A 23,054-nucleotide genomic window follows, 5' to 3' on the forward strand; every position below is an offset into this window, starting at 1 on the left:
TCCACAAGGAATCCAAGGCCCACAAGGAATTCAAGGTCCAACGGGAGCTACAGGAGCAACCGGAGCGACAGGGCCACAAGGAATTCAAGGCCCGCAAGGAATCCAAGGTCCAACGGGGGCTACAGGAGCAACCGGTTCACAAGGTCCAACTGGAGATACAGGTCCAACCGGAGCTGGAGCCACTGGAGCGACCGGGGCGACTGGAGTTAGTACAACTGCAACGTATGCATTTGCGAATAATACATCAGGAACCGCTATTTCCGTTTTATTAGGTGGTACGAATGTACCATTACCGAACAATCAAAATATTGGTCCAGGAATAACCGTTAGTGGTGGAAATACTGTATTTACAGTTGCGAATGCAGGAAATTATTATATAGCTTATACAATTAATTTAACGGCAGGATTAGTTGTAAGTTCTCGTATAACTGTAAATGGCAGTCCGCTTGCGGGAACGATAAATGCTCCGACAGTTGCTACTGGTTCATTTAGTGCAACAATAATTGCTAACTTGCCTGCTGGAGCTGCTGTTAGCTTACAGTTATTTGGAGTAGTTGCAATAGCTACATTATCTACAGCAACGCCAGGGGCTACCCTGACTATTATTAGATTAAGTTAATAAGCAGAGAACCTTGAAGCTTTTATGTTTCAAGGTTTTTTTATCTTTGTATTTGTAAGTAAACCTCGTTAACCAGGGGGGAGTGAATCCCCTCTAATTATTTAAAGTTTCACTTTATTCACTTGAGCAAAAACATCGCAGTTCGAAAATATATTATAATAGAATGAAAAGAAAGAAATTTGGCAGAAAGGGAGGGTGGCGATGCAGGAGATGGTTAAAGATTTTTTTGGACGCCCACTTCAAGATTTACGTATATCTGTCATTGATCGTTGCAATTTTAGATGTACATATTGTATGCCAGCGGAAATATTTGGGCCAGAATATGCTTTTTTGAAAGACGAGTTTTTACTAACTTTTGATGAAATTGAGCGTTTGGCAAAATTATTTGTTAGCATCGGTGTACGGAAAATTAGACTTACTGGCGGTGAGCCACTGCTTCGTAAAGATTTAACAAAACTTATTGCACGTCTTGTGAAAATTGATGGGCTAATAGATATAGGGTTAACGACAAATGCTATTCATTTAACGAAACAAGCGAAGGCATTAAAAGAAGCTGGATTACATAGAGTGAATGTTAGTTTAGATGCGATAGATGATGACATATTTAAGAATATTAATGGTCGAAATATTAATACGAAACCGGTAATTAAGGGAATTATAGCAGCTAAAGAGGCGGGCTTGGAAGTAAAGGTAAATATGGTTGTGAAAAAAGGGATGAACGATCATCAAGTACTACCGATGGCTGCGTATTTTAAAGAGCAAGGAATCACGCTTCGGTTTATTGAGTTTATGGATGTTGGTAGTACAAATGGGTGGAATTTTGATCAAGTCGTTACAAAACGAGAATTGATTGAGATGATTCATAAGGTGTATCCGCTTGAGCCAGCTGAAGCGCATTACTTTGGTGAAGTTGCGAAGCGATATCGGTACGTTGGAACAAATGTTGAAGTTGGTTTTATTACATCTGTTTCTGAGTCATTTTGTGTCTCTTGTACGAGGGCGAGAATTTCGGCAGATGGAAAGTTTTATACGTGCTTATTTGCGACAGAGGGTTTGGATGTAAGAGAACTTCTTAGAGGAAATCTTTCGGATGAGGAGTTATTAAGTGTTATACAAGATGTATGGATGAATAGAAAAGATAGGTATTCGGATGAACGAACAGAAGAAAGTGCAAAAAATCGTCCGAAAATCGAAATGTCTTATATAGGAGGATAAGAAAGGGGGCTATCGCATGCAGGAGCGATATTCAAGACAAATATTATTTTCTGGTGTTGGAGAAGAAGGGCAGAGAAAAATAAGAGAGAAGCATGTGCTTATTATTGGTGCTGGTGCTCTCGGTGCGGCAAATGCAGAAGCGATTGTTAGAGCGGGTGTTGGAAAAGTAACGATTGCTGATCGTGATTATGTAGAATGGAGTAATTTACAAAGACAACAACTATATACAGAAGAAGATGCAAAGCAGTATAAACCGAAGGCGGTAGCGGCAGCAGAGCATTTAAGAGCGATTAATTCTGAGGTGGAAATAACTCCGGTTGTGACAGATGTAACGGTGCAAGAAATGGAAGAATTAGTGAATGATGTAGATTTAATATTAGATGCGACAGATAATTTTGAAACGCGTCTTCTCATTAATGATATTTCACAAAAGTATAATATTCCGTGGATATATGGTGGGTGCGTTGGAAGCTACGGAGTAACGTATACAATTTTACCAGGGAAAACACCGTGTTTTCGCTGTTTAATGGAGCATCCGGCGAGCGGAGCAACATGTGACACAGCTGGTATTATACAACCGGCAGTACAATTAGTAGTTGCGCATCAAACTACGGAAGCGCTGAAAATATTAGTAGAAGACTACGGAGCGCTTCGTGAAACGATGTTATCATTTGATCTTTGGAATAATCAACAGATGGCATTTAAAGTGAATAGGCAGAAAAAAGATACTTGTTTATCTTGCGGAAGGTTACGTACATATCCGAGTTTAACATTTGAAGCACAAACGAAAACAGAAGTGTTATGTGGGCGAAATACAGTGCAAATTCGTCCAGGTGTGCGGAAGAATTTTAATTTGGAAGAAATTAAAAAGCGCTTACAAAGAAGCGTAGAGATAAAGGCGACACCTTATTTATTGTCGTTTCCGGTAGAAGAATATCGTTTTGTTTTATTTACAGATGGCAGAGCTTTCATTCATGGGACGAATGATATAAATGTAGCGAAAAGTTTATATGCAAGATATATAGGTTGAACCTAAAGGGAATCCTTTAGGTTCAACGGAGAAAGGATTATGAATTTCTCGTATAATCTCCACTTTTTCCGCCTGTTTTTTCAAGTAAGTACGTTTCGCCGATAATCATACCTTTATCGACAGCTTTACACATATCATACACAGTAAGAGCGGTAGCCGAAGCAGCTGTTAAAGCTTCCATTTCAACACCGGTGCTACCTTCTGTTTTAACTTTTACTTCAATGAGTAAACGATATTGTTCTTCTGATTGTTTCCAATCGAAAGAAACGTCAACACCTTTTAATAGTAAAGGATGGCACATTGGGATAATATCAGAAGTTCGTTTCGCAGCCATAATGCCTGCGATTTGCGCAACTGCTAATACGTCACCTTTCCCAATTTCATTGTGAGAGATTTTATCGTAAATTTCTTTCGTAACGACAATGCTAGAGCACGCAATTGCTGTTCGAACGGTTGCTTTTTTGTCACTTATATCAACCATCTTCGCGCGTCCTTGGTCATTAAAGTGTGTAAATGAAGACATGGAATTCCTCCTTGAAGTAATTTCTATTGAATATATAAAGTTTAATCGAGATAAAAAAAATTGCAAATATGAGGTGAGAAACGATGGTAGAAAAACGAATTCCAATTCAAGTTGCTGAGGCAGTAGAACGGGTAATGAAATATGCAAAGCATGGTGAAGTAGAAGAAATTTCTATTACGGAAAGTTACGGGAGAATTCTCGGGGAAGATGTTGTCTCAGATCATGACGTTCCTCATTTTGATCGTTCCCCTTACGATGGTTTCGCCATTCGAGCAGAAGATACGAAAGAAGCAACTCAAGAGAATCCAGTTGAATTTGAAGTAATAGGAGAAATCGGGGCAGGTTCTGTTTTTACAGAAGAAGTAGAATCTTTTCAGGTGGTTCGTATTATGACAGGAGCAGCTATTCCACAAGATTGCAATGCAGTCGTAATGCTAGAGCTGACAGAAGGGTTTGAGAAGAACGGGAAAACATATATGAAGTTAAAACGCCCTTTTAATAACGGTGACAATGTGTCGTTTAAAGGAGAAGATATAAAACAAAATCAAGTTCTCGTTCAGAAAGGCGTTGCAATTAATCCAGGTGTTGCCGCCTTATTAGCAACGTTTGGATATAGCGCTGTGAAAGTTGTAAAACAGCCTGTTGTCGGTATTGTAACGACAGGAAGTGAATTATTAGAAGTACATGAGCCGTTAGAACCGGGGAAAATTAGAAATAGTAACTCGTATATGATCGCAGCTCAAATTATGAAAGCTGGCGGGAAAGTTCGTTATTATGGTCAACTCGCGGATGAGTTAGATGCATGTTTTACAGCTGTTCAATCAGCGGTGGATGAGGTCGACATTTTAATTACAACAGGCGGTGTATCAGTAGGAGATTATGACTACTTACCAGCTATTTATGAAAGGTTACAGGCAAATGTACTCTTTAATAAGATAGCCATGAGGCCCGGAAGTGTAACGACAGTAGCTGAAGTTGATGGAAAGTTACTCTTTGGTTTATCAGGAAATCCGTCTGCTTGTTATGTAGGCTTTGAATTATTTGTGCATCCAATTATAAAAACGTATTTGTATGCGAAGGAACCTCACGTATATAGAGCGGATGCTATTTTACAAAAAGATTTTCCAAAGCCAAATCCATTTACTCGTTTCGTAAGAGCGAACGTAACAATTGTGGACGGGGCGTTACAAGCGATGCCAGTTGGTTTAGATAAATCGAGTGCGGTATCTTCACTTGCAGATGCGAATGCTTTTATCGTGTTACCTGGAGGAACGAGAGGATTTGAGACCGGAATGAAAGTATCCGTATTATTGTTAGAGCACTCTGAGGGATGTGATTGGCCATGGGCAAAGCCCCTTCAATCTTACAAATAGTAGGATATCAAAATAGCGGGAAAACAACACTTGTTGAGAAAGTGGTGCATGCATTAGCTGAACGAAAAATGAAAGTTGCTACAATTAAACATCACGGGCACGGAGGCTTTCCAGAAGTAGCGCAAAAAGATAGCGAAAGACACCGTAAAGCTGGTGCTGTCGTAAGTAGTGTAGAAGGTGCTGGATTGCTTTCACTTTCTTCACTAAGAAAGAAATGGTCCTTGCAAGAAATTATTCGCTTATATGAGTTTTTTGAAGTGGATACAATTTTAATAGAAGGCTATAAAAAAGAGAATTACTCGAAAGTAGTGTTACTTCGTTCTGCGGAAGACATTGAGCTTTTACATAAAGTAGAAAATATAGTGGCGGTTATTACGTGGTATGATGTTCCGGCAAATATACGAGAAGAATATAAAGTATTTCATATAACAGAAGAAGAGTTGTACATAGACTGGTTTTTACAAACGGTTAGGAGTGCGAAATGATAAATACATATTATGAAGTAATTGATACAGAAATCTCAATTGAAGAAGTAACGAAGAAAGTAATTCGACGTGAATGCGGTGCTGTTACAACATTTATTGGAACGGTTAGAGAGTTTACGAAAGGGCGTCGTACATTATACTTAGAGTATGTTGCTTATAAGACGATGGCAGAAAAGATGCTAGAGAAAATTGGCTTGGAAGTGAAAGAGAAATGGCCAGGTACATATGTTGCGATTACACATCGCATCGGTACGTTGCAAATTTCTGATATAGCGGTTGTTGTTGCTGTTTCAACACCACACCGTAAAGCGGCTTATGAAGCGAACGAATATATTATGGAACGCATAAAACAAATTGTTCCGATTTGGAAAAAGGAGTTTTGGGAAGATGGTGACTCATGGATTGGTGATCAATTAGAAAAAACACCATATCCGGCGGGAGAGCCTGGGAAGGAGCTATAAGTATGATTAGAGTATTGTTATTTGCGCACTTGCAAGAAGAAGCAGGGACAAGTGAATTACAAATAGAGAAAGAAAATATTACGGTTGCACAGTTAAAAGATGTTGTTGCGAACGAATATAATGTACCAGTTTCAGAGCCAATTATGGTTGCGATTAATGAAGAATACGCAAATGAAGATGACAGGGTCCAATCTGGTGATGTTGTTGCACTAATTCCACCAGTGAGCGGTGGTTAATATTGGATTTATTAAAACGACTTTCCTACATAGGGAAAGTCGTTTTTTTATGGCAGTTTTGAGAACACTAATCTATAGAACAAGGAGGGAACTATGAAAAAAATATGTGTCGTTATCACAATGCTATGTGTGGCCTTTTTCTCTTCTCCAAGCGATTCTTTCGCGAAAGAATCAAGAGAACAGCTTTTAGAGAGTGCATTATCAAATAGGTACTATTCAGTTATTAGACAAGTGACAGAAGATCAATATGAATGTGCTTCAGTTATAGATATAAAGCGTCTCGGCAAGAAAGATGAATTTGTTCCTAGATACGAATTGAAGCTACAATTTCTTACATTTCAAGGAGCGCATAATCCGCCGAACGATAAAGTTACGCTTACTTTGGAAGATCATTTAGATCACGTAAAGATAAAGAAAGTGGAGCGAGAAAAGAATGTTTCTGACGCTATTGCAGAAAAAGTTTGTGAACGGGAAAAAGAAAAAATAAAAGCTCACTCTAACGACTTAGAGTGATAATCTATGGCATTTAGTAAAGAAAGGTAATGAGTGATGGATATATTTTTAGCGATTTTACCAGCTATATTTTGGGGAAGTATTGTGCTATTTAACGTAAAACTGGGCGGGGGCCCGTATAGTCAAACGCTCGGAACAACATTTGGAGCACTTATTTTTTCAATTGTTGTTTATATTTTTATGAAGCCAGTATTAACACCTACCGTTATCGGAGTTGGAGTTGTGTCAGGTTTATTTTGGGCGCTTGGTCAGGCGAATCAATTGAAAAGTATTGATTTAATGGGTGTTTCGAGGACGATGCCAATTTCAACAGGACTTCAATTAGTCGCGACGACTTTATTTGGCGTTATCGTATTTCATGAATGGTCCACGACAATATCGGTCGTTCTTGGGGTTTTAGCGCTCGTTTGTATTATTATCGGTGTTATTTTAACATCGCTTCAAAGTGAAGAAGAAAAGAATGCAGAGCAAGCAGCAAACTTTAAAAGAGGTATCGTAATTTTATTAATTTCAACAGTCGGTTATTTAGTTTACGTAGTAGTAATTAGGTTATTTAACGTAGATGGCTGGTCGGCTTTGTTGCCACAAGCAGTTGGTATGGTGTTAGGTGGGATTTTGCTTACCTTTAAACATCATCCATTTAATAAATATGCAATTCGCAATATTATTCCAGGATTAATTTGGGCAGCTGGAAATATGTTTTTATTCATTTCACAGCCGCGTGTTGGAGTCGCAACAAGTTTCTCGCTATCGCAAATGGGAATTATTATTTCCACGCTTGGTGGGATCCTTATATTAGGTGAAAAGAAAACGAAACGTCAATTAACGGGTATCGTTGTCGGTATCGTTTTTATTATCGCAGCCGGAATTATGTTAGGTATAGCCAAAAGTTAAAGGAGGTATGGAAATGTATAGTGATTTAGCAGGGAAAGTTGTCGTTATTACAGGATCAGCAACTGGTCTCGGAAGAGCGATGGGAGTGAGGTTTGCTAAGGAAAAAGCGAAAGTGGTTATTAATTATCGCTCACGAGAATCAGAAGCGAATGATGTGTTAGAAGAAATTAAAAAGGTAGGCGGCGAAGCGATTGCTGTAAAAGGTGATGTAACCGTCGAATCAGATGTTGTGAATCTCATTCAATCTGCTGTGAAAGAGTTTGGTACGCTTGACGTTATGATTAATAATGCAGGGATAGAAAACGCAGTACCGTCGCATGAAATGCCGCTTGAAGATTGGAATAGGGTAATTAATACAAATTTAACAGGTGCTTTTTTAGGAAGTCGTGAAGCGATTAAATATTTTGTAGAACATGATATTAAAGGGTCTGTCATTAATATGTCTAGTGTTCATGAGAAAATTCCGTGGCCACTATTTGTGCACTATGCAGCAAGTAAGGGTGGCATTAAACTGATGACAGAAACGCTAGCGTTAGAATATGCGCCAAAAGGTATTCGAGTAAATAATATTGGGCCAGGTGCAATTAATACGCCAATTAATGCCGAAAAGTTTGCTGATCCTAAAAAACGTGCTGACGTAGAAAGTATGATACCTATGGGCTATATTGGAAAACCTGAAGAAATCGCAGCAGTAGCAACTTGGCTTGCTTCATCAGAGGCGAGTTACGTAACTGGAATTACGTTATTTGCAGATGGTGGAATGACTTTATACCCATCGTTTCAAGCTGGGCGTGGGTAATATGAAAAGGACAAAGAGTTTTATCTCTTTGTCCTTTTTTACAAAAAAATAGCGTTCGGCTATTTTAAAATTAATGATTAATTGTATCTTGAAGAAATTCTGTTGCTTGATGTTCAGTAACATTTTGTACGAGCGCGACTTCGCTGATCATCATTTTTCGTGCATTATCTAGCATTTGTTTTTCGCTCGCATTTAATGTTCTCTCTTTATTACGGCGAAGTAAATCCCGAACCACTTCTGCGCTATCTTGTAAATTGCCATTTTTCATTTTTTCCATATTCATTGTATATCTTTGTTTCCATGAGAGTGATGGGTCTGACTCCCCGTTTTGAAATTCAAGAAGTATATCATCTAACGTACCTCGATCAACGATATAACGAATACCTGATTTTTTTAATTGTTCCATCGGAAGCATTACTTGCATATCTTTACTAATGATGCGTATCACACAATATTGACGTGAAGTACCTAATATTTCTTTCTCTTCAATTGCTTCGATAATTCCTGCACCGTGCATTGGATAAACGATTTTATCACCAATTTGAAACAAATCATCCACCTCCATATGTGGTAACCACTTTTAATGATAGCACACTTATATAAAAGTGTCAAATTTTATATAATAACATAACATTTATATTCGAGTCAATAATATGGAGTGGTTTTTTTTATGTTTTTTTGAACTTATTTATCCCGCATTAACGGGCAATAAGACCCCCACCTCAAAATTCAGCGAAAGCAAAGAAGTTAGGTGGGTGGTCGGGCTGATTAAAGTTTCACTTTATAGTGATTTTTTTAGAAAAATAGTACAGGTGAGAAAGAAGGCATATCCACTTATTTTTAAGCATAAAATGTAAAAGCGCTAATACAATATACCTAAATCCGTTCTTTGCAAAGGAGGGAGAGAAGGTGGGGCGCACAATAAAAATTGATATTACAAATAAAGTTGTAGCTAAATTTAGACCAAATTATTTGGAATTATATACGAGTAAATTTATGATAGGTAAGTTTTATGTCTATACTGAAGATAAAAAATATGTGTTAGAAGACGGATATATATATGAGAATGGAAAGTTTTATCGCATCATAGATACGCACCGTGGCAATAATCAAGCGGCGGAGGGCTGCGATCTAGGATGGTGTTAACATGATTCGTGTGAAAGTGTTTGATGAAAGTCACGAAAAAGACTTAGAAGACGCTGTGAATGTGTTTTTGAAAAAGATTGATGATAGCAACTTTGTAGATATTAAGTATCAAGTTGGTGTTTCCATTAACGACGATGAAAACCAAATTTATTGTTTTTCAGCAATGATCGTTTATAAAGCATAAAAAAGAGCTGGCTCACCCAGCTCTTTTTTATGTTTTATGTTGGGACAACATGTGTCGGTAATACGTTCATAATAGATTGGGGTGTGCCTAATTTCTTTGTCGTTAAAAGAGGCTCCCCTGTTTCATGATTTTGGGCATCTTTACACATACCAAGGTGATAACGATCACCTAAAAATGGATCAATATAAAAACCGTTTTTGAATACTTTATCATTCGGATGTTTTTCATGATGAATATCAGAGCAGTTAATGCAATAGAACATAGCTTTCATCCCCTTTTTATTTTTGTTTGAAAAAAGTGAGTCGGTAGTCATTTCGCTCCTGAGGAAATGTTGAGGAGAAGAGAAATAACTACCTACTCAAATGGTGGGCATATTCCTTCTGATTTGTCATATCTCGCGTATTGTCCCTTGAGGGAAGGAGGAGAGACGAAGTACGCATGATATAAGTAAGGCGCTTCTCTCAAGATAAATGATGGAGTTTCATGTTGAGAGAAGTTTTTATTTTGTATTGCCTTTGTGAGTATATTATGAGGAAATGCTAAGAGGGTGTTTGTCCTGTTGAAAAAATGTTGAGAATTTCTCAACAGTAAAAGAATTAGCGTTGACATGAAACTAAAAGGTGTTATATTATCGAAGTATAACCAAAAGGTGTTATGTTATAACGCCGAGTAAAGGAGAATGAAAATGGAACAACAAAATACATTAAATGATATTAAACAAACAATCGTTTTTAACGCGTCTATTCAAAAGGTATGGAGTGTAGTATCAACTGCAGAAGGGATTGCGTCATGGTTTATGCCAAATGATTTTGTATTAGAGGTAGGACATGAATTTCATGTGCAATCACCATTTGGGCCATCACCATGTAAAGTGTTAGAGATTGATGAGCCAAACTATTTATCTTTCTCATGGGATACAGATGGCTGGGTTGTTTCATTTAATTTGAAAGACTTAGGAGATAACAAAACAGAATTTACGTTAATTCACGGCGGCTGGAAACATCCTGATGAAATTCTTCCGAAAGCAAATGCGAAGAGCTCTATTATTCGCGATAGAATGAGCGGTGGTTGGGTAGCGATTGTAAATGAAAAACTGAAAAAGGTTGTCGAAGGCTAAGTGTCCTCGTCAGCAGCGAAATATGATGTATTTCAAGCAATTGCTGATCCAACCCGCCGAGAAGTAATACGGTTATTAAGTGACAAAGAGTTACCGATTTCCAAAATAACGGATCATTTTCCGATGAGTCGTACTGCGGTTGTAAAGCACCTTCATATTCTTTCGGAAGCGAATTTAGTAAGTGGAAGAAAGAGCGGAAGAGAGAAGATATATCGCTTGCATCCAGAGCCATTAGAGGAATTACAGCAGTGGCTCTCGTATTATGAACGTTTTTGGGATAATAAATTGTCCATGCTGAAACATATTGTGGAGAATGAAGAGTAAAAAGAGGATGACCGAAATGGTCATCCTCTTTATTATTGCTCACTTGTTTGTGTAGCTGGCTTTAATAAAAGCCAAGCGATAATTAATGTACATACTGCTAATACGAAAGTACTCATATAAATGACGTGTACACTTGCTGCTAATGCGGATTGTGATTCAGTGGCTACACTTGTTGTAGTTCCGCCGTGTCCGCCAGATACAAGATCAAGGTTTTTAATACCGCGCGCATGAATCATCGTATTGAAGATTGTTCCAAAGATTGCAGCACCTAATGTTTGACTAAATGTATTAATAAATGTGTTTAAACCAACAGCTGTTCCGCGTGTATGAGCTGGTACGGCTGCTTGAATTGTTACCATGTAAATCGGTGTCACAAGCCCCATTCCTAAGCCGAATAATCCGACTGCTACATAAATAAGGAACGATGGTGAATTTGTTGATAGTGTAAATAATAAGAACGTAGCGACTGATAAAATGCTAGCTCCAAGTAAAATGATTTGTTTCGTTTTTAATTTGCCTACTAAGTTACCAGAGAAAATAGCGCCAAATGTCCACATAACAGGGATTGGCATTAAAATAAGTCCAGCTTCTGTAGCATTTTTCCCTAATACACCTTGGCTCCAAATTGGAAGGTACATTGTAATACTAATAATCATTGCGCCAGCAATAAGAGTTAATATATTTATCGTAGATAATGTACGGTTAGAGAAAAGTGCTAGCGGAATTAATGGTTCTGGAGATTTTTTCTCGATGAATAAGAAAATAATAAATGAAATAGCGGCAAAGATTAATAGGCCGATAATTGTCATGTCTCCCCAGTTTTGCTTACTGCTACCTGTTAATAATGCATATAGTAGAGCGATTGTACTTAATGAGAAGACTGTTGCACCAAGATAATCGATATGATGCTTAGCAGCTTTAATAGATTCTTTGTAGTAAATTGCAATCATTAAGCAAGCGATAATTCCGAATGGAACGTTTAGGAAGAAAATATAGCGCCAAGAAAGGGAATCAACTAAAAATCCACCTACTAACGGTCCGATAACACCGGATACACCCCAAACGGCACTCATCCAACCTTGTGCTTTCGCGCGGTCTTTCGCTTCGCTATATAAGTCTCCAATAATCGTCATTGTGATTGGCATAACAGCACCAGCACCGATACCTTGAAGCGCGCGGAAAAAGATTAATTGTTCCATCGATGTAACGACGCCGCAAAGTGCAGAACCGACTAAAAAGATTGTAGCTCCGATCAGTAAAACTTTTTTACGGCCAAATAAATCAGCGAGCTTTCCGTATATTGGAGTCGAAACAGCTGTTGCAAGCATATAAATTGCATATACCCAACTAACAAGTTCGACGCCTGACAAATCACTCGTTATACGAGGGATTGCTGTACTAACAATCGTTCCTTCTACCGCAGAAAGAAACGTCATTAACATTAAAGACATCATGACTTTTTTTCTCATTTGTTTTCCCCTTACCCTTTTTTAAATATTCAACAATATAAAATATAAAGGTACTAAGGTAAATAAAGCAACAAAAAAGCAATGGAAAGTTACATGGAGCAGATATTTGTCGCTTCTTGTCGGTAAGTCGATAAATTTGGAAAATCGCCGATATAAGTTGCAGAATCGCTGATATATTTGTGGAATTGCTCATATAATTTCATGTACCTATAAAAAAAGAAACAGGAATCCCTGTTTCTTTTTTTAATACTGCATTTTCGCGTTTTCTCCAGCTGTCGTTCCGGCAATTCTACCAGTAACAAGGGCTGATGTAATATTATAGCCACCAGTATAACCGTGAATATCAAGAACTTCTCCGCAGAAATATAAGCCGTTCGTAAATTTAGAAGACATTTCTTTCGGGTTAATTTCTTTCACGGATACACCGCCGCCAGTAACGAATGCTTTTTCAATTGACTGCGTACCATTTACATTCACAGTAAACTCTTTAAAGTCTTTCACAAGTGCACGAATCTTTTCGTGAGAAACTTGTCCAGCTTGTTCGCTGCCGTCAATTTCATTTTTTTCTAATAAGAATAGGAAGTAACGTTCAGGAACATAACCTTTTAAAACGTTTTTAATTCCTTTTTTCGGATCTTCTTTCATTTGTTTCAGCACGCGCTGGAATAGTTGCTCACTATTTTCCTCTGGCAATGCATCAATACTCATTTGTATTGTATTCGTTTTAAACTTTTTCAGTGCTTTCACGACGAATTGACTACAGCGAAGAGCAGCGGGTCCAGATAGGCCGAAATGAGTGAAGAGCATGTCCATTTTGTGAGAAATGATAGCTTTTCCTTTCGGGTTTAATACACTTAAGTTTATATCACGTAAAGCAAGACCTTGTAATGAGCGGTCACGTATAAACGGCTCGTTTGAAAGGATAGGTACTTCTGTTGGGAATAATTCTGTGATTGTATGACCCGCTTTTTCAGCCCAAGCATATCCGTCTCCAGTAGATCCAGTTTGAGGAACTGATTTTCCGCCAACAGCGATAACGACGTGATTTGTTTCTAACACTTCACCTGTTTGCAGTATAACTGCTTTCGTTTGACCATTTTCATATTCAATCGTTTCAACAGGCGTATTTGTACGGATTTTTACACCTAAGTCTTTTAATCGTGTTAAAAGTGCGTCTACAACAGATTGTGCTTTGTTTGACACAGGGAACATGCGACCGTGGTCTTCTTCTTTCAATTTAACACCAAGATTTTCGAAGAATGTAATAATATCTTCATTATTAAAAATAGAAAAAGCGCTGTATAAGAAGCGACCGTTTCCTGGTATATGTTTAACAATTTCATCAAGTGGTAGACGGTTCGTTACGTTACAGCGTCCGCCACCAGAAATTGCAAGTTTACGCCCAAGTTTATTTCCTTTATCAAGAAGTAAGACATTTGCGCCTTCTTCTGCAGCACCAATTGCAGCCATTAGCCCAGAAGGACCGCCGCCGATGACAATAACATCATAATGCATAATATATCGACCTCATTTTCTACATTTCCTGCCTAAAAGAATAGCATGTTTTCCCTTAAAAGAAAAATAGAGTGAAGTACTGCTTAATGAGAGAATTGTGGTACAATACAAAAGTTAGAGTTCAGCACTATCCTGCCATTTGTAGGCGATAAGACTAAAACCTCAAGATTTAGGAGAAGTAAATAGGGAGTCTGTTAGCCTGTAAATGCTCGAATGGTTCAACTAATAAGGAGTAGGAGAGAAGTCTCCAACTAATTATAGTTTCACTTTATGTAGATGTAGGAGGATTTTTGTATGTCCGATTCGAAATTTCTGCGCGGAACGCTTATTGTTACGCTAGGGACATTTTTAGTAAAGTTCTTAGGCATGATTTACGTCTTTCCGTTTCATGCATTAGTAGGAACAGAAGGCGGAACGCTCTATACATATGGATACATTCCATATACGATCTTTTTAAGTATCGCAACGGCAGGTGTGCCACTTGCTGTTTCAAAATTTGTTTCCAAATATAATGCGCTTGGCGATTATAAAACGAGCCGGAGAATGTTCCGCTCGGGAATGGTTATGATGATAGTAACAGGAGTTCTTTCGTTCCTAGTACTGTACATGACGGCGCCATTGTTTGCAGAAGCGATGCTTGGTAAACAAAGTATACACAATAATGTAGGAGAAGTTACGACGATCATTCGTCTTGTAAGTTTCGCACTTATTGTTGTACCAGCAGCGAGTTTAATTCGTGGTTATTTCCAAGGTCACCAGTCTATGGGACCAACTACCGTTTCACAAATTATTGAACAAATTATTCGTATCGTCTTTTTATTAGCAGGTAGTTTTATCGTTATTAAAGTACTTGGCGGTACAGTTGCAACAGCAGTTGGAGTAGCGACATTTGCTGCGTTCGTTTCAGCGGTTGGAGCACTCGGTGTGTTAATTTGGTACTGGCTAAAACGTAAAAAATATTTGGATCAATATTTAATTGAACAAACTGTACCAGAATCAACAGTAAGCACCGTTCAATTGTTTAAAGAGTTATTTGCATATGCGATTCCTTACGTTGTAATTGGGTTAACAATTCCTTTATATCAACAAATTGATACATTGACATTTAACTCAATTATGCAGGCGATTGGTCAAGGTGATATCGCAGAGCGAGCTCTCGGTATTTTCACAATGTGGACGCATAAGTTAATTATGATTCCTGTATCACTTGCAACAGCGTTTAGTTTAACGCTTGTACCAGCAATTACAAAATCATTTACTGAAAAACAATACCGCTATTTGAAATTACAAATTACACAAACATTCCAGGCAAATATGTTTTTAACATTGCCAGCAGTTGTCGGTATTTCTTCACTTGCATATCCAATTTATACTGCGTTTTACGATTCAGATCCACTAGGTGGACAAGTATTAATGTGGTATGCACCAGTTGCGTTGTTATTCGCTTTATTTACAGTAACAGCGGCAATCCTGCAAGGTATTAACCAGCAGAAGCATGCGATTATTGCGCTTATAATGGGCGTTATTTTGAAATTTGTATGTAACGTAATCTTTATTCGTTATTTCGGTACAGTAGGAGCAATTCTAGCAACAGCAGTTGGTTTCTTAGCTTCTGTTTGGTACACAAATCAACAAATTAAAAAATACGCACACTATTCATTCGGTGTTGTATATAAAAGAACATTCCAAATTGCAGTACTAACACTTATAATGGTCGTTGCTGTAAAACTATCACAATGGCTTCTATCCTTCATGATTTCGCCTGATGGCCGTATTGGTGCTCTTATAACAGTTGCGATTTGTGCAGGTATTGGCGGTCTTGTTTACGGATTGTTAGCAATACGCACAGGAGTACTTGAAAGAGTATTTGGTGGAGAAGCATTAGATAAAATTCAACGTAAACTTGGTAGTAGATTTAAAATAAAGTTGAAATCAAGAGGGGCGTAATTACGTCCCCTTTTCTATGATAAATAAAGAAGGTGAAAAACGTGAGATTAGATAAATTATTAGCAAATATGGGATATGGAAGTAGAAAAGAAGTAAAGAAATTATTGAAAGATGGCGTTGTGAAAATTGATGGAACGCCAGTAAAAGATGCGAAAGTTCATGTAAATGTAGAAGAGCAAGAAGTTATGATTCACGGTGAAGTTGTGGAATACAAAGAATTTGTTTACTTAATGATGCATAAACCACAAGGTGTTATTTCAGCGACGGAAGATGATAATCATGAAACAGTAATAGATTTATTAGAATTAGAAGATGCAATCTTTGATCCGTTCCCAGTTGGACGACTTGATATCGATACGGAAGGTTTCTTATTGATAACAAATGATGGGAAGTTATCACATCAATTATTATCTCCGAAAAAGCATGTGCCGAAAAAATATTATGCACACGTTGCAGGAGTAGTAACAGAAGAGGATGTAAAAGAGTTTGCTAAAGGTGTTATTTTAGATGATGGCTATGAAACAAAGCCAGGTGCACTTACAATATTGAAAAGCGATGATATTTCTGAAATTGAGCTTGTGATTACGGAAGGGAAATTCCATCAAGTGAAGCGTATGTTTGAAGCGGTAGGGAAAAAAGTAGTCTACCTAAAGAGAACAGAGATGGGTCCGTTAGTATTAGATGAAGAACTAGAACTTGGACAATACCGAGAGCTAACAGATGAAGAAGTAGAAATGTTAAAAACATATCAAGTAGATACTGAAAAGTAGTACCTTTATAGGCGCAGAAAAGACCCCTTTCTAATTATTAGAAAGGGGTATGTATTTATTTACATACAATTATTTTTCATTATGAGGTCATTCTCACTTTCTTTCCTGTTGTTGTCCACTTACCGCGGCAAGGGCTATACACGAGTTCATTAAACTGCAACACATTTAGATCACGTTGTATCGTTCGCGGTGTGATCCCGAACTCATCTACAAGGTCTTTCGTCGTTACCGTTCCGTTTTCATTGATGTACATATAAATTGATTTAATGCGTGTTAGCATACGAGTAGTTGTAGGTTTCAAGAGAAAACCACTCCTCTACTAGTTTTTTTGACCCCATTCAGGAAAGAAGGTCGTTACTACCATTGTACTCTACATGATAAAATTCATGCTTTAATCTACTTAAATTTTACAGAAATTTAACAAATATTCATATAGAAAAATATTGGTAGTTGACATTGTATATATGGTCAGTCAACTAACACATAAAATTCTACGTAAAACGCCAAATTCCTGCAAATTTTTTTGAAAAAATAAAAGAAAAACTAATAAGAAATATCTGAAATATTACAATTGTTCGGTATTTAATTTTCGTGTATGGCATAAGAGATTTCGGTTTGTTATGATGAAAGAAACAATATAGTGAAGGATGGATGCGTGATGTCAGCAATTAATTGGACAGAAGAAGTTGCGAAACGAAAAGATGATTTAATTCGTGATACACAACAATTTTTACAAATTAAAAGTGTATGGGAAGAAGAATCGGCGAAAGAGGGCGCACCATTCGGTGAAGGTGTAGAAAAAGCTTTATCTTTCATGTTACATAAAGGAGAAACTGAAGGTTTTGCTTCTAAAAATTTAGAAGGATATGCAGGTCATCTTGAAATGGGACAAGGAGAAGAGTTAGTAGGCATTCTTTGTCACGTTGATGTTGTACCAGAAGGAGATGGCTGGACGACTCCTGCATATAGTGCGGATATTCGCGATGGAAAGATTTTTGCACGTGGTGCAATTGACGATAAAGGCCCAACGATGGCAGCATATTATGCGATGAAAATTGTGAAAGAATTAGGCTTACCTCTTTCCAAACGTGTTCGTATGATTATAGGAACAGATGAGGAAAGTAATTGGAAATGTGTAGATCACTACTTTAAAAATGAAGAAATGCCAACAATCGGTTTTGCACCAGATGCAGACTTTCCAATTATTAATGCAGAAAAAGGAATTTCTGACATACAAGTTGTGCAAAATGGTAGTGAAGAGAAAAAAGGTACATATGAACTTGTTTCATTTGATTCAGGGCGCCGTTTAAATATGGTTCCTGATTTTGCAGAAGCGGTTATTACAGGAGAAGATGTAAATGCACTTACAGTAGCATATGAAGAGTATTTACAAACTGCTAAAAAAATAGGGAAATCGACTATAGAAGGAAATGCAGTGACGTTGCAAATAGAAGGAATTTCAGCGCACGGATCTACTCCTGAAAAAGGAGAAAATGCAGGTTTATTATTAGCAAACTTCTTAACTACAGTTTCACTTGATGGAAAAGCAACTGCATTTGCGACATTTGCAACAGAAACATTTACTGGTGATATTTTTGGTGAAAAAGCTACTATTGCTTATAAAGATGAAATTAGCGGTCCGTTAACAGTGAATGTCGGTCGCATTTCTTATACGAAAGAAAACGGTGGTAACTTAGGGCTAAACGTACGTTACCCAGTTACAACTAACTTTGAAGAAACAATTGTGAAGTTGAAAGAATATGTTGGTACGCATGGTTTTGAAGTGGCTGACTATTCTAATTCTCGCCCACATCACGTCGATAAAGATCACGTATTAATCCGTACGTTACAACGTGTGTATGAAGAACAAACAGGTGAAAAAGCAGAACTATTAGCAATCGGCGGCGGTACTTATGCTCGTTCATTAAAAGCTGGTGTGGCATTTGGCCCGCTATTCCCTGGAAAAGAAGAACTTGCACATCAAAAAGATGAGTATATCGAAATTGAAGACTTATTAAAAGCAACAGCAATTTACGCGCAAGCAATTCATGAATTAGCGAAGTAATGGATATATAAATAATGTCCGCTCTCTATTTTGGAGAGCGGCTTCTTTTTACCTGAATGAGATAAGAAAGAAAAGCAACAATAGAAAGAAGGAGAAGATGTACATGGAACTGCATTATTTTGTCGCAATTACGTTACCGAATCATATAAAAGAAATGCTGTATAACTATAAAAAGGACATGCAAGAGGAATTACAATTTCGTTCATGGGTACATAAAGAAGACTATCATATTACCCTTTCATTTTTAGGGAGTGCAACGGAGGAACAATTAGAGGGAATAAAAAATGGATTACAAACAGTTGCAGAAACAAAAGAACTATCGTTCACGTTACAAGGTTTTTCAACGTTTGGTAGGGAAGATCAGCCCCGTATTTTTTGGGCGAAGGTAAGTGAGAATCACGATTTGTTTCAGTTGCAAAAGCAAGTACATGCCATTTGTGAAGAAAATGGATTTTCTCTAGAAATACGCCCGTATCACCCGCATATTACCGTTGCTCGTAAATGGATAGGAGAAGAAAAGTTTCGTTTAGAAAGTATAAAAGAAGTGCCTGAAATATCATTTCAAGCAGATACAATTACTTTATACGAATCCCACGTGAAAGAAACCCCGAAGTATAAATCGATTGCTGAAATAAAATTACAAAAATAGAATGTTGAAAACGTTTTTTATGCAGGTGAATATACTATAGAGAAGAATGGAGTTACTGTATAGAGTCTTGTTGATAAGAAAAGCCTTATCATTTGCAGCTCATTTTATCTCGCCTAATTGGTGAAGGCTAATAATAAGTGAGGATGGAAAAATTTTCTCGCTCATTAAAGTTTCACTTTATTTTAACTTTGAGAATGATGGTGATTTTTTTATGTTGAAAGTAAAACGTCCATTTGATGCCTATTTAGATGAAATGAATAAAATTACAATTTTGCTCCCACATGCGTATGGAACAAGTCGGACATTTCGTTTGCAAGAAGGAAGTAATGTGAAAGATTTACCGATTGCTCATACTATTGCGCTTCCAGATGCAACGAAGTATGAGTGCTTTATAGAAGAGCCGCTAGATGTGGGGAAGTATTATACAGTACGAGATGAACGGAATGAAGAAACTGATTTACAAATAGGTGCTGTTATTCGAACAAAAATTTTCGATGAAAAGTATTATTACAAAGGTACAGATTTAGGTGCTGTGTATCAAAAACAAGAAACGACATTTAAAGTATGGGCCCCAACTGCAAGGCTTGCGAAAGTAAGAATTTATAAGAGTGATAAAGAATATACCGATCATGAAATGTACAGGGGAGAAAACGGAGTTTGGATTCAAACATTACAAGGTGATTTAGACGGAGCGCGCTATACATTTCTTGTTTGTATTAATTTAATATGGAACGAAGCTGTGGATCCTTATGCAAAGTCGGTGACGGTAAACGGAAAACACGGTGTTGTTATCAATTTAGAAAAAACGAATGTAACAAGACGAGAGGGATTACCAACATTACAATCAATGACAGATGCCATATTGTATGAACTGCATATTCGTGATGCGACTATACATCCAAATAGTGGAGTAATTCAAAAGGGAACATATAAAGGATTGATGGAAGAGGGAACAACAGGACGGAATGGGACGTTAACAGGGTTGTCTCATATAAAAGATTTAGGTGTTACACATGTTGAACTATTACCTTTATATTGTTTCGGTGGTGTAGATGAGGCGAATCCTTCGTCCGCCTATAATTGGGGATATAATCCATTATATTACAATGCACCAACAGGATTTTATGCTACAAACCCCTCTGATCCGTATAACAGGATAGTTGAGTGCAAACAACTAATTGAAACATTTCATGAACAAGGTATTAGGGTGATTATAGATGTTGTATATAATCATGTTTATGAAAGAGAGCTATCATCATTTGAGAAGCTTGTTCCAGGATATTATTTTCGTCATGGTGAAGATGGTATGCCTTCTAATGGGACGGGAGTCGGAAATGATGTAGCGTCTGAACGGAAAATGATGAGGAAATTCATTGTAGAGTCTATTTTATATTGGCTTACTGAATACAATGTCGATGGATTCCGATTCGACTTAATGGGAATTTTAGATGTTGATACAATGAATATGATAGAGAAAGAAGTGCGAAACATAAAACGAGATGCTTTGTTATTAGGAGAAGGATGGGATTTACAAACACCGCTTCCTCTTGAGGAAAAAGCAACGTTAAATAATGCGAAGAAAATGCCACATATCGCGCAGTTTAATGATCAATTTCGTGATGGGATAAAAGGGAGTACATTTCATATAAATAAGCGTGGTTTTGCATTTGGTGGGCATGTAGACTGTAATCATTTGCAGTATATTGCAGCAGGAAGTCTTTTAAGTATGAAAGAAACAGGGCTGTTTTTAGAGCCGGCGCAAAGCATTAACTATGTAGAATGTCATGATAATATGACGATGTGGGATAAACTAGTGCGCAGTAATGAAGAATCAGAAACGATTTTGAAAAAACGTCACCTATTAGCGAGCGCAATGGTTATTCTTTCACAAGGCATTCCTTTCTTACACGCAGGGCAAGAGTTTTATCGTACGAAGAAAGGAAATGAAAATAGTTATAATGCAAATGATGAGATCAATCAATTAGATTGGGATCAAAAAGAGAAAGAGATAGAGACCGTTAACTATATAAAAGGTTTAATTGCGATTCGTAAAGAGCATGGGGCATTCCGATTACAAAATGCAGACCTTATAAAAAAACATATGACTTTTTTACAAACATCTACAGAAGTACTTGCATATCACCTAGAGCATGCAGAATCGTTTGGGCCGTGGAAAGAGATTATCGTCTTATTTAATAGCGGTTTAGAAGCTAAAACTGTGCAACTTCCGAAAGAAGCAACGTGGCATGTGTTAGTAAACGAAAACGAAGCGAAAATAGAGCCAATTTCTTCATTTAGAGGAAAGGAACTTAGGCTCGCTCCAATTAGCACGTATATATTGACGATAATGTGACAAATCGCTACTTGACGATGAGAATGTAATAAATGTAGAATTGACAAAGGTGACGATTTTGATAAGTTGTCATTCTATGACAGGTTTTGTAAAATAAAATAGAGAATTTTTGGCTTAGGCTAATTTTTCTTTTCATTTACAGTAAAATATATGAATCCACAACATGTGTAGAACTGTTGCGGTTTTTCTTTTCATAACTATAAAAGATAAGGATTTGTTAACGGGTAATGAATATGGAATGGTTGGAACAATTATTAGGAAAAGAGTGGAGTCTTGTACCGGCTGGTGGAGTAACGGGCGATGCATATATTGCGCAAAACGGACAACAGAAGTTATTTTTAAAGCGGAATACATCGCCCTTTTTAGCGGTATTGTCAGCAGAAGGAATTGTTCCAAAATTACTTTGGACAAGAAGGGTAACGAATGGTGATGTAATTTCTGCTCAAAAATGGCTTCCGGGACAGAAGCTAGAGCCAGAAGATATGAAACTAGAACGTGTTGCGAAACTTTTGAAGAAAATACACTCCTCTAAAGCGCTTGTACAGATGATTCAAAGACTTGGGAAGCAGCCGCTTCACGCACAAGAGTTATTACAACAACTGCAACTCGTTTTAAGAGGAGATATAAGGGATGATGAAACAATTCAGCAAGGCCTTCAATATTTAATGGATTCATTAAAAGCTATTGAATACAATGAATTCGTTGTATGCCATTGTGATGTAAACCATAACAACTGGCTATTGTCGGATGAAGATGAATTGTTTTTAATTGATTGGGATGGAGCTGTAATTGCTGACCCAGCTCTAGACCTCGGTATGTTATTATATTGGTACATTCCGCGCCAGGAGTGGAGTGAGTGGCTCGGTTATTATGATATTGAAATGGATGAATCGCTGCTTAGGCGTATGAGATGGTATGTGATAGCACAAACGATTTTGTCTATTCAATGGCATACAACAAAAAAACAGCAAGCAGAAGCTGAATATTGGCATCAATATTTACAGCAACTACTTGCTTCAGAATAATACTTAAGAAAAATTGTCCATTCCAGCAATCCACTGAGTAAGTTGTTCTTGATTATTGGAAATATGGTTGTCCAAATTAGAGGAAGATTTACCCGATTGACTATAAGAATATACATCGTTTAGCATTGTTTTAGCGTCACTACTTATATTATCGTTTGCGAGTAACGATTGAATGAGGCGCTCTAATTGCTCGCATTCTGAAACTGTCCCGCAGCAATCACTTTGGTGGTTGACTAAAATATCTTTCAGCACTTCTAATTGATGTTGTTGATTAATTGGCATGAACGGATCATCCTTTCGATTGTTTTTCTCTTCAAATGTAAGAGAAAAAGCTGTTTCGTC

At 37.4% G+C, this 23,054-nt stretch carries 27 protein-coding genes; 20 read left to right on the top strand and 7 right to left on the bottom strand.

Annotation, left to right across the window (positions count from 1 at the left end; all coding sequences use genetic code 11):
- From AB6801_RS06795 to AB6801_RS06805, 3 genes are all read left to right on the top strand, one after another.
- Positions 1 to 619: BclA C-terminal domain-containing protein (locus AB6801_RS06795; RefSeq protein ID WP_483299406.1), on the top strand; the 619-nt coding region annotated here is incomplete at its 5' end.
- Between the two features lie 201 nt (positions 620 to 820).
- Positions 821 to 1,834: a GTP 3',8-cyclase MoaA gene (gene moaA / locus AB6801_RS06800; protein ID WP_001157117.1), complete on the top strand. Its 1,014-nt coding sequence runs from the start codon at positions 821 to 823 to the stop codon at positions 1,832 to 1,834.
- A 16-nt stretch (positions 1,835 to 1,850) separates the two neighbouring features.
- Positions 1,851 to 2,864, top strand: a complete 1,014-nt coding sequence (locus AB6801_RS06805; protein ID WP_001158106.1) for a molybdopterin-synthase adenylyltransferase MoeB — start codon at positions 1,851 to 1,853, stop codon at positions 2,862 to 2,864.
- Positions 2,865 to 2,901: 37 nt separating this feature from the next.
- Here AB6801_RS06805 and moaC read toward each other — a convergent pair whose 3' ends face one another.
- Positions 2,902 to 3,387 carry a cyclic pyranopterin monophosphate synthase MoaC gene (gene moaC, locus AB6801_RS06810; protein WP_000094146.1) on the bottom strand — a complete coding sequence of 162 codons (486 nt, stop codon included), beginning with the start codon at positions 3,385 to 3,387 and terminating at the stop codon, positions 2,902 to 2,904.
- 83 nt (positions 3,388 to 3,470) lie between these two features.
- Between moaC and moeA the strand changes: the two genes are divergently transcribed.
- The 7 genes from moeA (at position 3,471) to AB6801_RS06845 (ending at position 8,148) form a co-directional block, all read left to right on the top strand.
- Entirely contained in the window at positions 3,471 to 4,760 is a 1,290-nt protein-coding gene (gene moeA, locus AB6801_RS06815) for a molybdopterin molybdotransferase MoeA (RefSeq protein WP_097999284.1), read from the top strand.
- A complete protein-coding gene (mobB, locus tag AB6801_RS06820; RefSeq protein WP_000513645.1) occupies positions 4,730 to 5,245 on the top strand; it encodes a molybdopterin-guanine dinucleotide biosynthesis protein B in 516 nt (171 codons plus the stop codon). Before moeA ends, mobB begins: the two co-directional genes overlap by 31 nt.
- Positions 5,242 to 5,706 carry a molybdopterin synthase catalytic subunit MoaE gene (moaE, locus tag AB6801_RS06825; RefSeq protein ID WP_000611226.1) on the top strand — a complete coding sequence of 155 codons (465 nt, stop codon included), beginning with the start codon at positions 5,242 to 5,244 and terminating at the stop codon, positions 5,704 to 5,706. The genes mobB and moaE overlap by 4 nt, the downstream gene beginning before the upstream one ends.
- A gap of 2 nt (positions 5,707 to 5,708) precedes the next feature.
- Positions 5,709 to 5,942, top strand: coding sequence for a molybdopterin converting factor subunit 1 (gene moaD / locus AB6801_RS06830; RefSeq protein WP_000621778.1), 234 nt, complete (start codon positions 5,709 to 5,711; stop codon positions 5,940 to 5,942).
- 93 nt (positions 5,943 to 6,035) lie between these two features.
- Entirely contained in the window at positions 6,036 to 6,455 is a 420-nt protein-coding gene (locus tag AB6801_RS06835; protein ID WP_000717677.1) for a DUF3888 domain-containing protein, read from the top strand.
- Between the two features lie 36 nt (positions 6,456 to 6,491).
- Complete coding sequence (gene glcU / locus AB6801_RS06840) at positions 6,492 to 7,349, top strand: glucose uptake protein GlcU (RefSeq protein ID WP_000350867.1); 858 nt, start codon at positions 6,492 to 6,494, stop codon at positions 7,347 to 7,349.
- A 13-nt stretch (positions 7,350 to 7,362) separates the two neighbouring features.
- A complete protein-coding gene (locus AB6801_RS06845) occupies positions 7,363 to 8,148 on the top strand; it encodes a glucose 1-dehydrogenase (protein WP_000286673.1) in 786 nt (261 codons plus the stop codon).
- 70 nt (positions 8,149 to 8,218) lie between these two features.
- Here AB6801_RS06845 and AB6801_RS06850 read toward each other — a convergent pair whose 3' ends face one another.
- The gene (locus AB6801_RS06850) at positions 8,219 to 8,713 is read right to left on the bottom strand and encodes a CarD family transcriptional regulator (RefSeq protein WP_000451446.1); all 495 of its coding nucleotides are present in this window, start codon (positions 8,711 to 8,713) and stop codon (positions 8,219 to 8,221) included.
- Positions 8,714 to 9,057: 344 nt separating this feature from the next.
- On the opposite strand from AB6801_RS06850, the gene AB6801_RS06855 reads away from it, so the two are divergent.
- Both AB6801_RS06855 and AB6801_RS06860 read left to right on the top strand, forming a co-directional pair.
- The gene (locus AB6801_RS06855; RefSeq protein WP_000533804.1) at positions 9,058 to 9,294 is read left to right on the top strand and encodes a DUF2553 family protein; all 237 of its coding nucleotides are present in this window, start codon (positions 9,058 to 9,060) and stop codon (positions 9,292 to 9,294) included.
- Between the two features lies 1 nt (position 9,295).
- Complete coding sequence (locus AB6801_RS06860) at positions 9,296 to 9,478, top strand: sporulation protein Cse60 (protein WP_000621751.1); 183 nt, start codon at positions 9,296 to 9,298, stop codon at positions 9,476 to 9,478.
- A 34-nt stretch (positions 9,479 to 9,512) separates the two neighbouring features.
- Here AB6801_RS06860 and AB6801_RS06865 read toward each other — a convergent pair whose 3' ends face one another.
- Positions 9,513 to 9,740: a DUF3973 domain-containing protein gene (locus AB6801_RS06865; protein WP_000498988.1), complete on the bottom strand. Its 228-nt coding sequence runs from the start codon at positions 9,738 to 9,740 to the stop codon at positions 9,513 to 9,515.
- 423 nt (positions 9,741 to 10,163) lie between these two features.
- Here AB6801_RS06865 and AB6801_RS06870 point away from each other — a divergent pair, with 423 nt between their 5' ends.
- Positions 10,164 to 10,595 (top strand): SRPBCC family protein, encoded by a 432-nt coding sequence (locus tag AB6801_RS06870; protein ID WP_000437770.1) that lies wholly within the window; start codon positions 10,164 to 10,166, stop codon positions 10,593 to 10,595.
- Positions 10,596 to 10,919 (top strand): ArsR/SmtB family transcription factor, encoded by a 324-nt coding sequence (locus AB6801_RS06875; protein ID WP_000098837.1) that lies wholly within the window; start codon positions 10,596 to 10,598, stop codon positions 10,917 to 10,919.
- Positions 10,920 to 10,951: 32 nt separating this feature from the next.
- Here AB6801_RS06875 and AB6801_RS06880 read toward each other — a convergent pair whose 3' ends face one another.
- Complete coding sequence (locus AB6801_RS06880; RefSeq protein WP_097999286.1) at positions 10,952 to 12,388, bottom strand: MDR family MFS transporter; 1,437 nt, start codon at positions 12,386 to 12,388, stop codon at positions 10,952 to 10,954.
- Positions 12,389 to 12,631: 243 nt separating this feature from the next.
- Positions 12,632 to 13,903, bottom strand: a complete 1,272-nt coding sequence (locus tag AB6801_RS06885) for a BaiN/RdsA family NAD(P)/FAD-dependent oxidoreductase (RefSeq protein ID WP_097999287.1) — start codon at positions 13,901 to 13,903, stop codon at positions 12,632 to 12,634.
- 294 nt (positions 13,904 to 14,197) lie between these two features.
- Here AB6801_RS06885 and AB6801_RS06890 point away from each other — a divergent pair, with 294 nt between their 5' ends.
- Positions 14,198 to 15,850: a putative polysaccharide biosynthesis protein gene (locus AB6801_RS06890; RefSeq protein WP_001284029.1), complete on the top strand. Its 1,653-nt coding sequence runs from the start codon at positions 14,198 to 14,200 to the stop codon at positions 15,848 to 15,850.
- A 41-nt stretch (positions 15,851 to 15,891) separates the two neighbouring features.
- Positions 15,892 to 16,620, top strand: coding sequence for a pseudouridine synthase (locus AB6801_RS06895; protein ID WP_001234947.1), 729 nt, complete (start codon positions 15,892 to 15,894; stop codon positions 16,618 to 16,620).
- 79 nt (positions 16,621 to 16,699) lie between these two features.
- On the opposite strand, the gene AB6801_RS06900 is transcribed toward AB6801_RS06895, so the two are convergent.
- The gene (locus AB6801_RS06900) at positions 16,700 to 16,921 is read right to left on the bottom strand and encodes a DeoR family transcriptional regulator (RefSeq protein ID WP_000805512.1); all 222 of its coding nucleotides are present in this window, start codon (positions 16,919 to 16,921) and stop codon (positions 16,700 to 16,702) included.
- Positions 16,922 to 17,278: 357 nt separating this feature from the next.
- Between AB6801_RS06900 and pepV the strand changes: the two genes are divergently transcribed.
- The 4 genes from pepV (at position 17,279) to AB6801_RS06920 (ending at position 22,712) form a co-directional block, all read left to right on the top strand.
- On the top strand, positions 17,279 to 18,685 hold the full coding sequence (pepV, locus tag AB6801_RS06905) for a dipeptidase PepV (RefSeq protein ID WP_001274251.1): 1,407 nt from the start codon (positions 17,279 to 17,281) through the stop codon (positions 18,683 to 18,685).
- A gap of 103 nt (positions 18,686 to 18,788) precedes the next feature.
- Positions 18,789 to 19,334 carry an RNA 2',3'-cyclic phosphodiesterase gene (gene thpR, locus AB6801_RS06910; protein ID WP_000418996.1) on the top strand — a complete coding sequence of 182 codons (546 nt, stop codon included), beginning with the start codon at positions 18,789 to 18,791 and terminating at the stop codon, positions 19,332 to 19,334.
- A gap of 211 nt (positions 19,335 to 19,545) precedes the next feature.
- A complete protein-coding gene (gene pulA / locus AB6801_RS06915; RefSeq protein WP_097999288.1) occupies positions 19,546 to 21,687 on the top strand; it encodes a type I pullulanase in 2,142 nt (713 codons plus the stop codon).
- 227 nt (positions 21,688 to 21,914) lie between these two features.
- On the top strand, positions 21,915 to 22,712 hold the full coding sequence (locus tag AB6801_RS06920; RefSeq protein ID WP_001986674.1) for a phosphotransferase family protein: 798 nt from the start codon (positions 21,915 to 21,917) through the stop codon (positions 22,710 to 22,712).
- A gap of 3 nt (positions 22,713 to 22,715) precedes the next feature.
- Here AB6801_RS06920 and AB6801_RS06925 read toward each other — a convergent pair whose 3' ends face one another.
- Positions 22,716 to 22,994, bottom strand: coding sequence for a YtzH-like family protein (locus AB6801_RS06925; RefSeq protein WP_001122235.1), 279 nt, complete (start codon positions 22,992 to 22,994; stop codon positions 22,716 to 22,718).
- Between the last annotated feature and the right edge of the window lie 60 nt (positions 22,995 to 23,054).

The sequence above is a fragment of the Bacillus sp. RCC_6_1 genome (assembly GCF_041360755.1).
Classification (GTDB): Bacteria; Bacillota; Bacilli; order Bacillales; family Bacillaceae_G; genus Bacillus_A; species Bacillus_A cereus.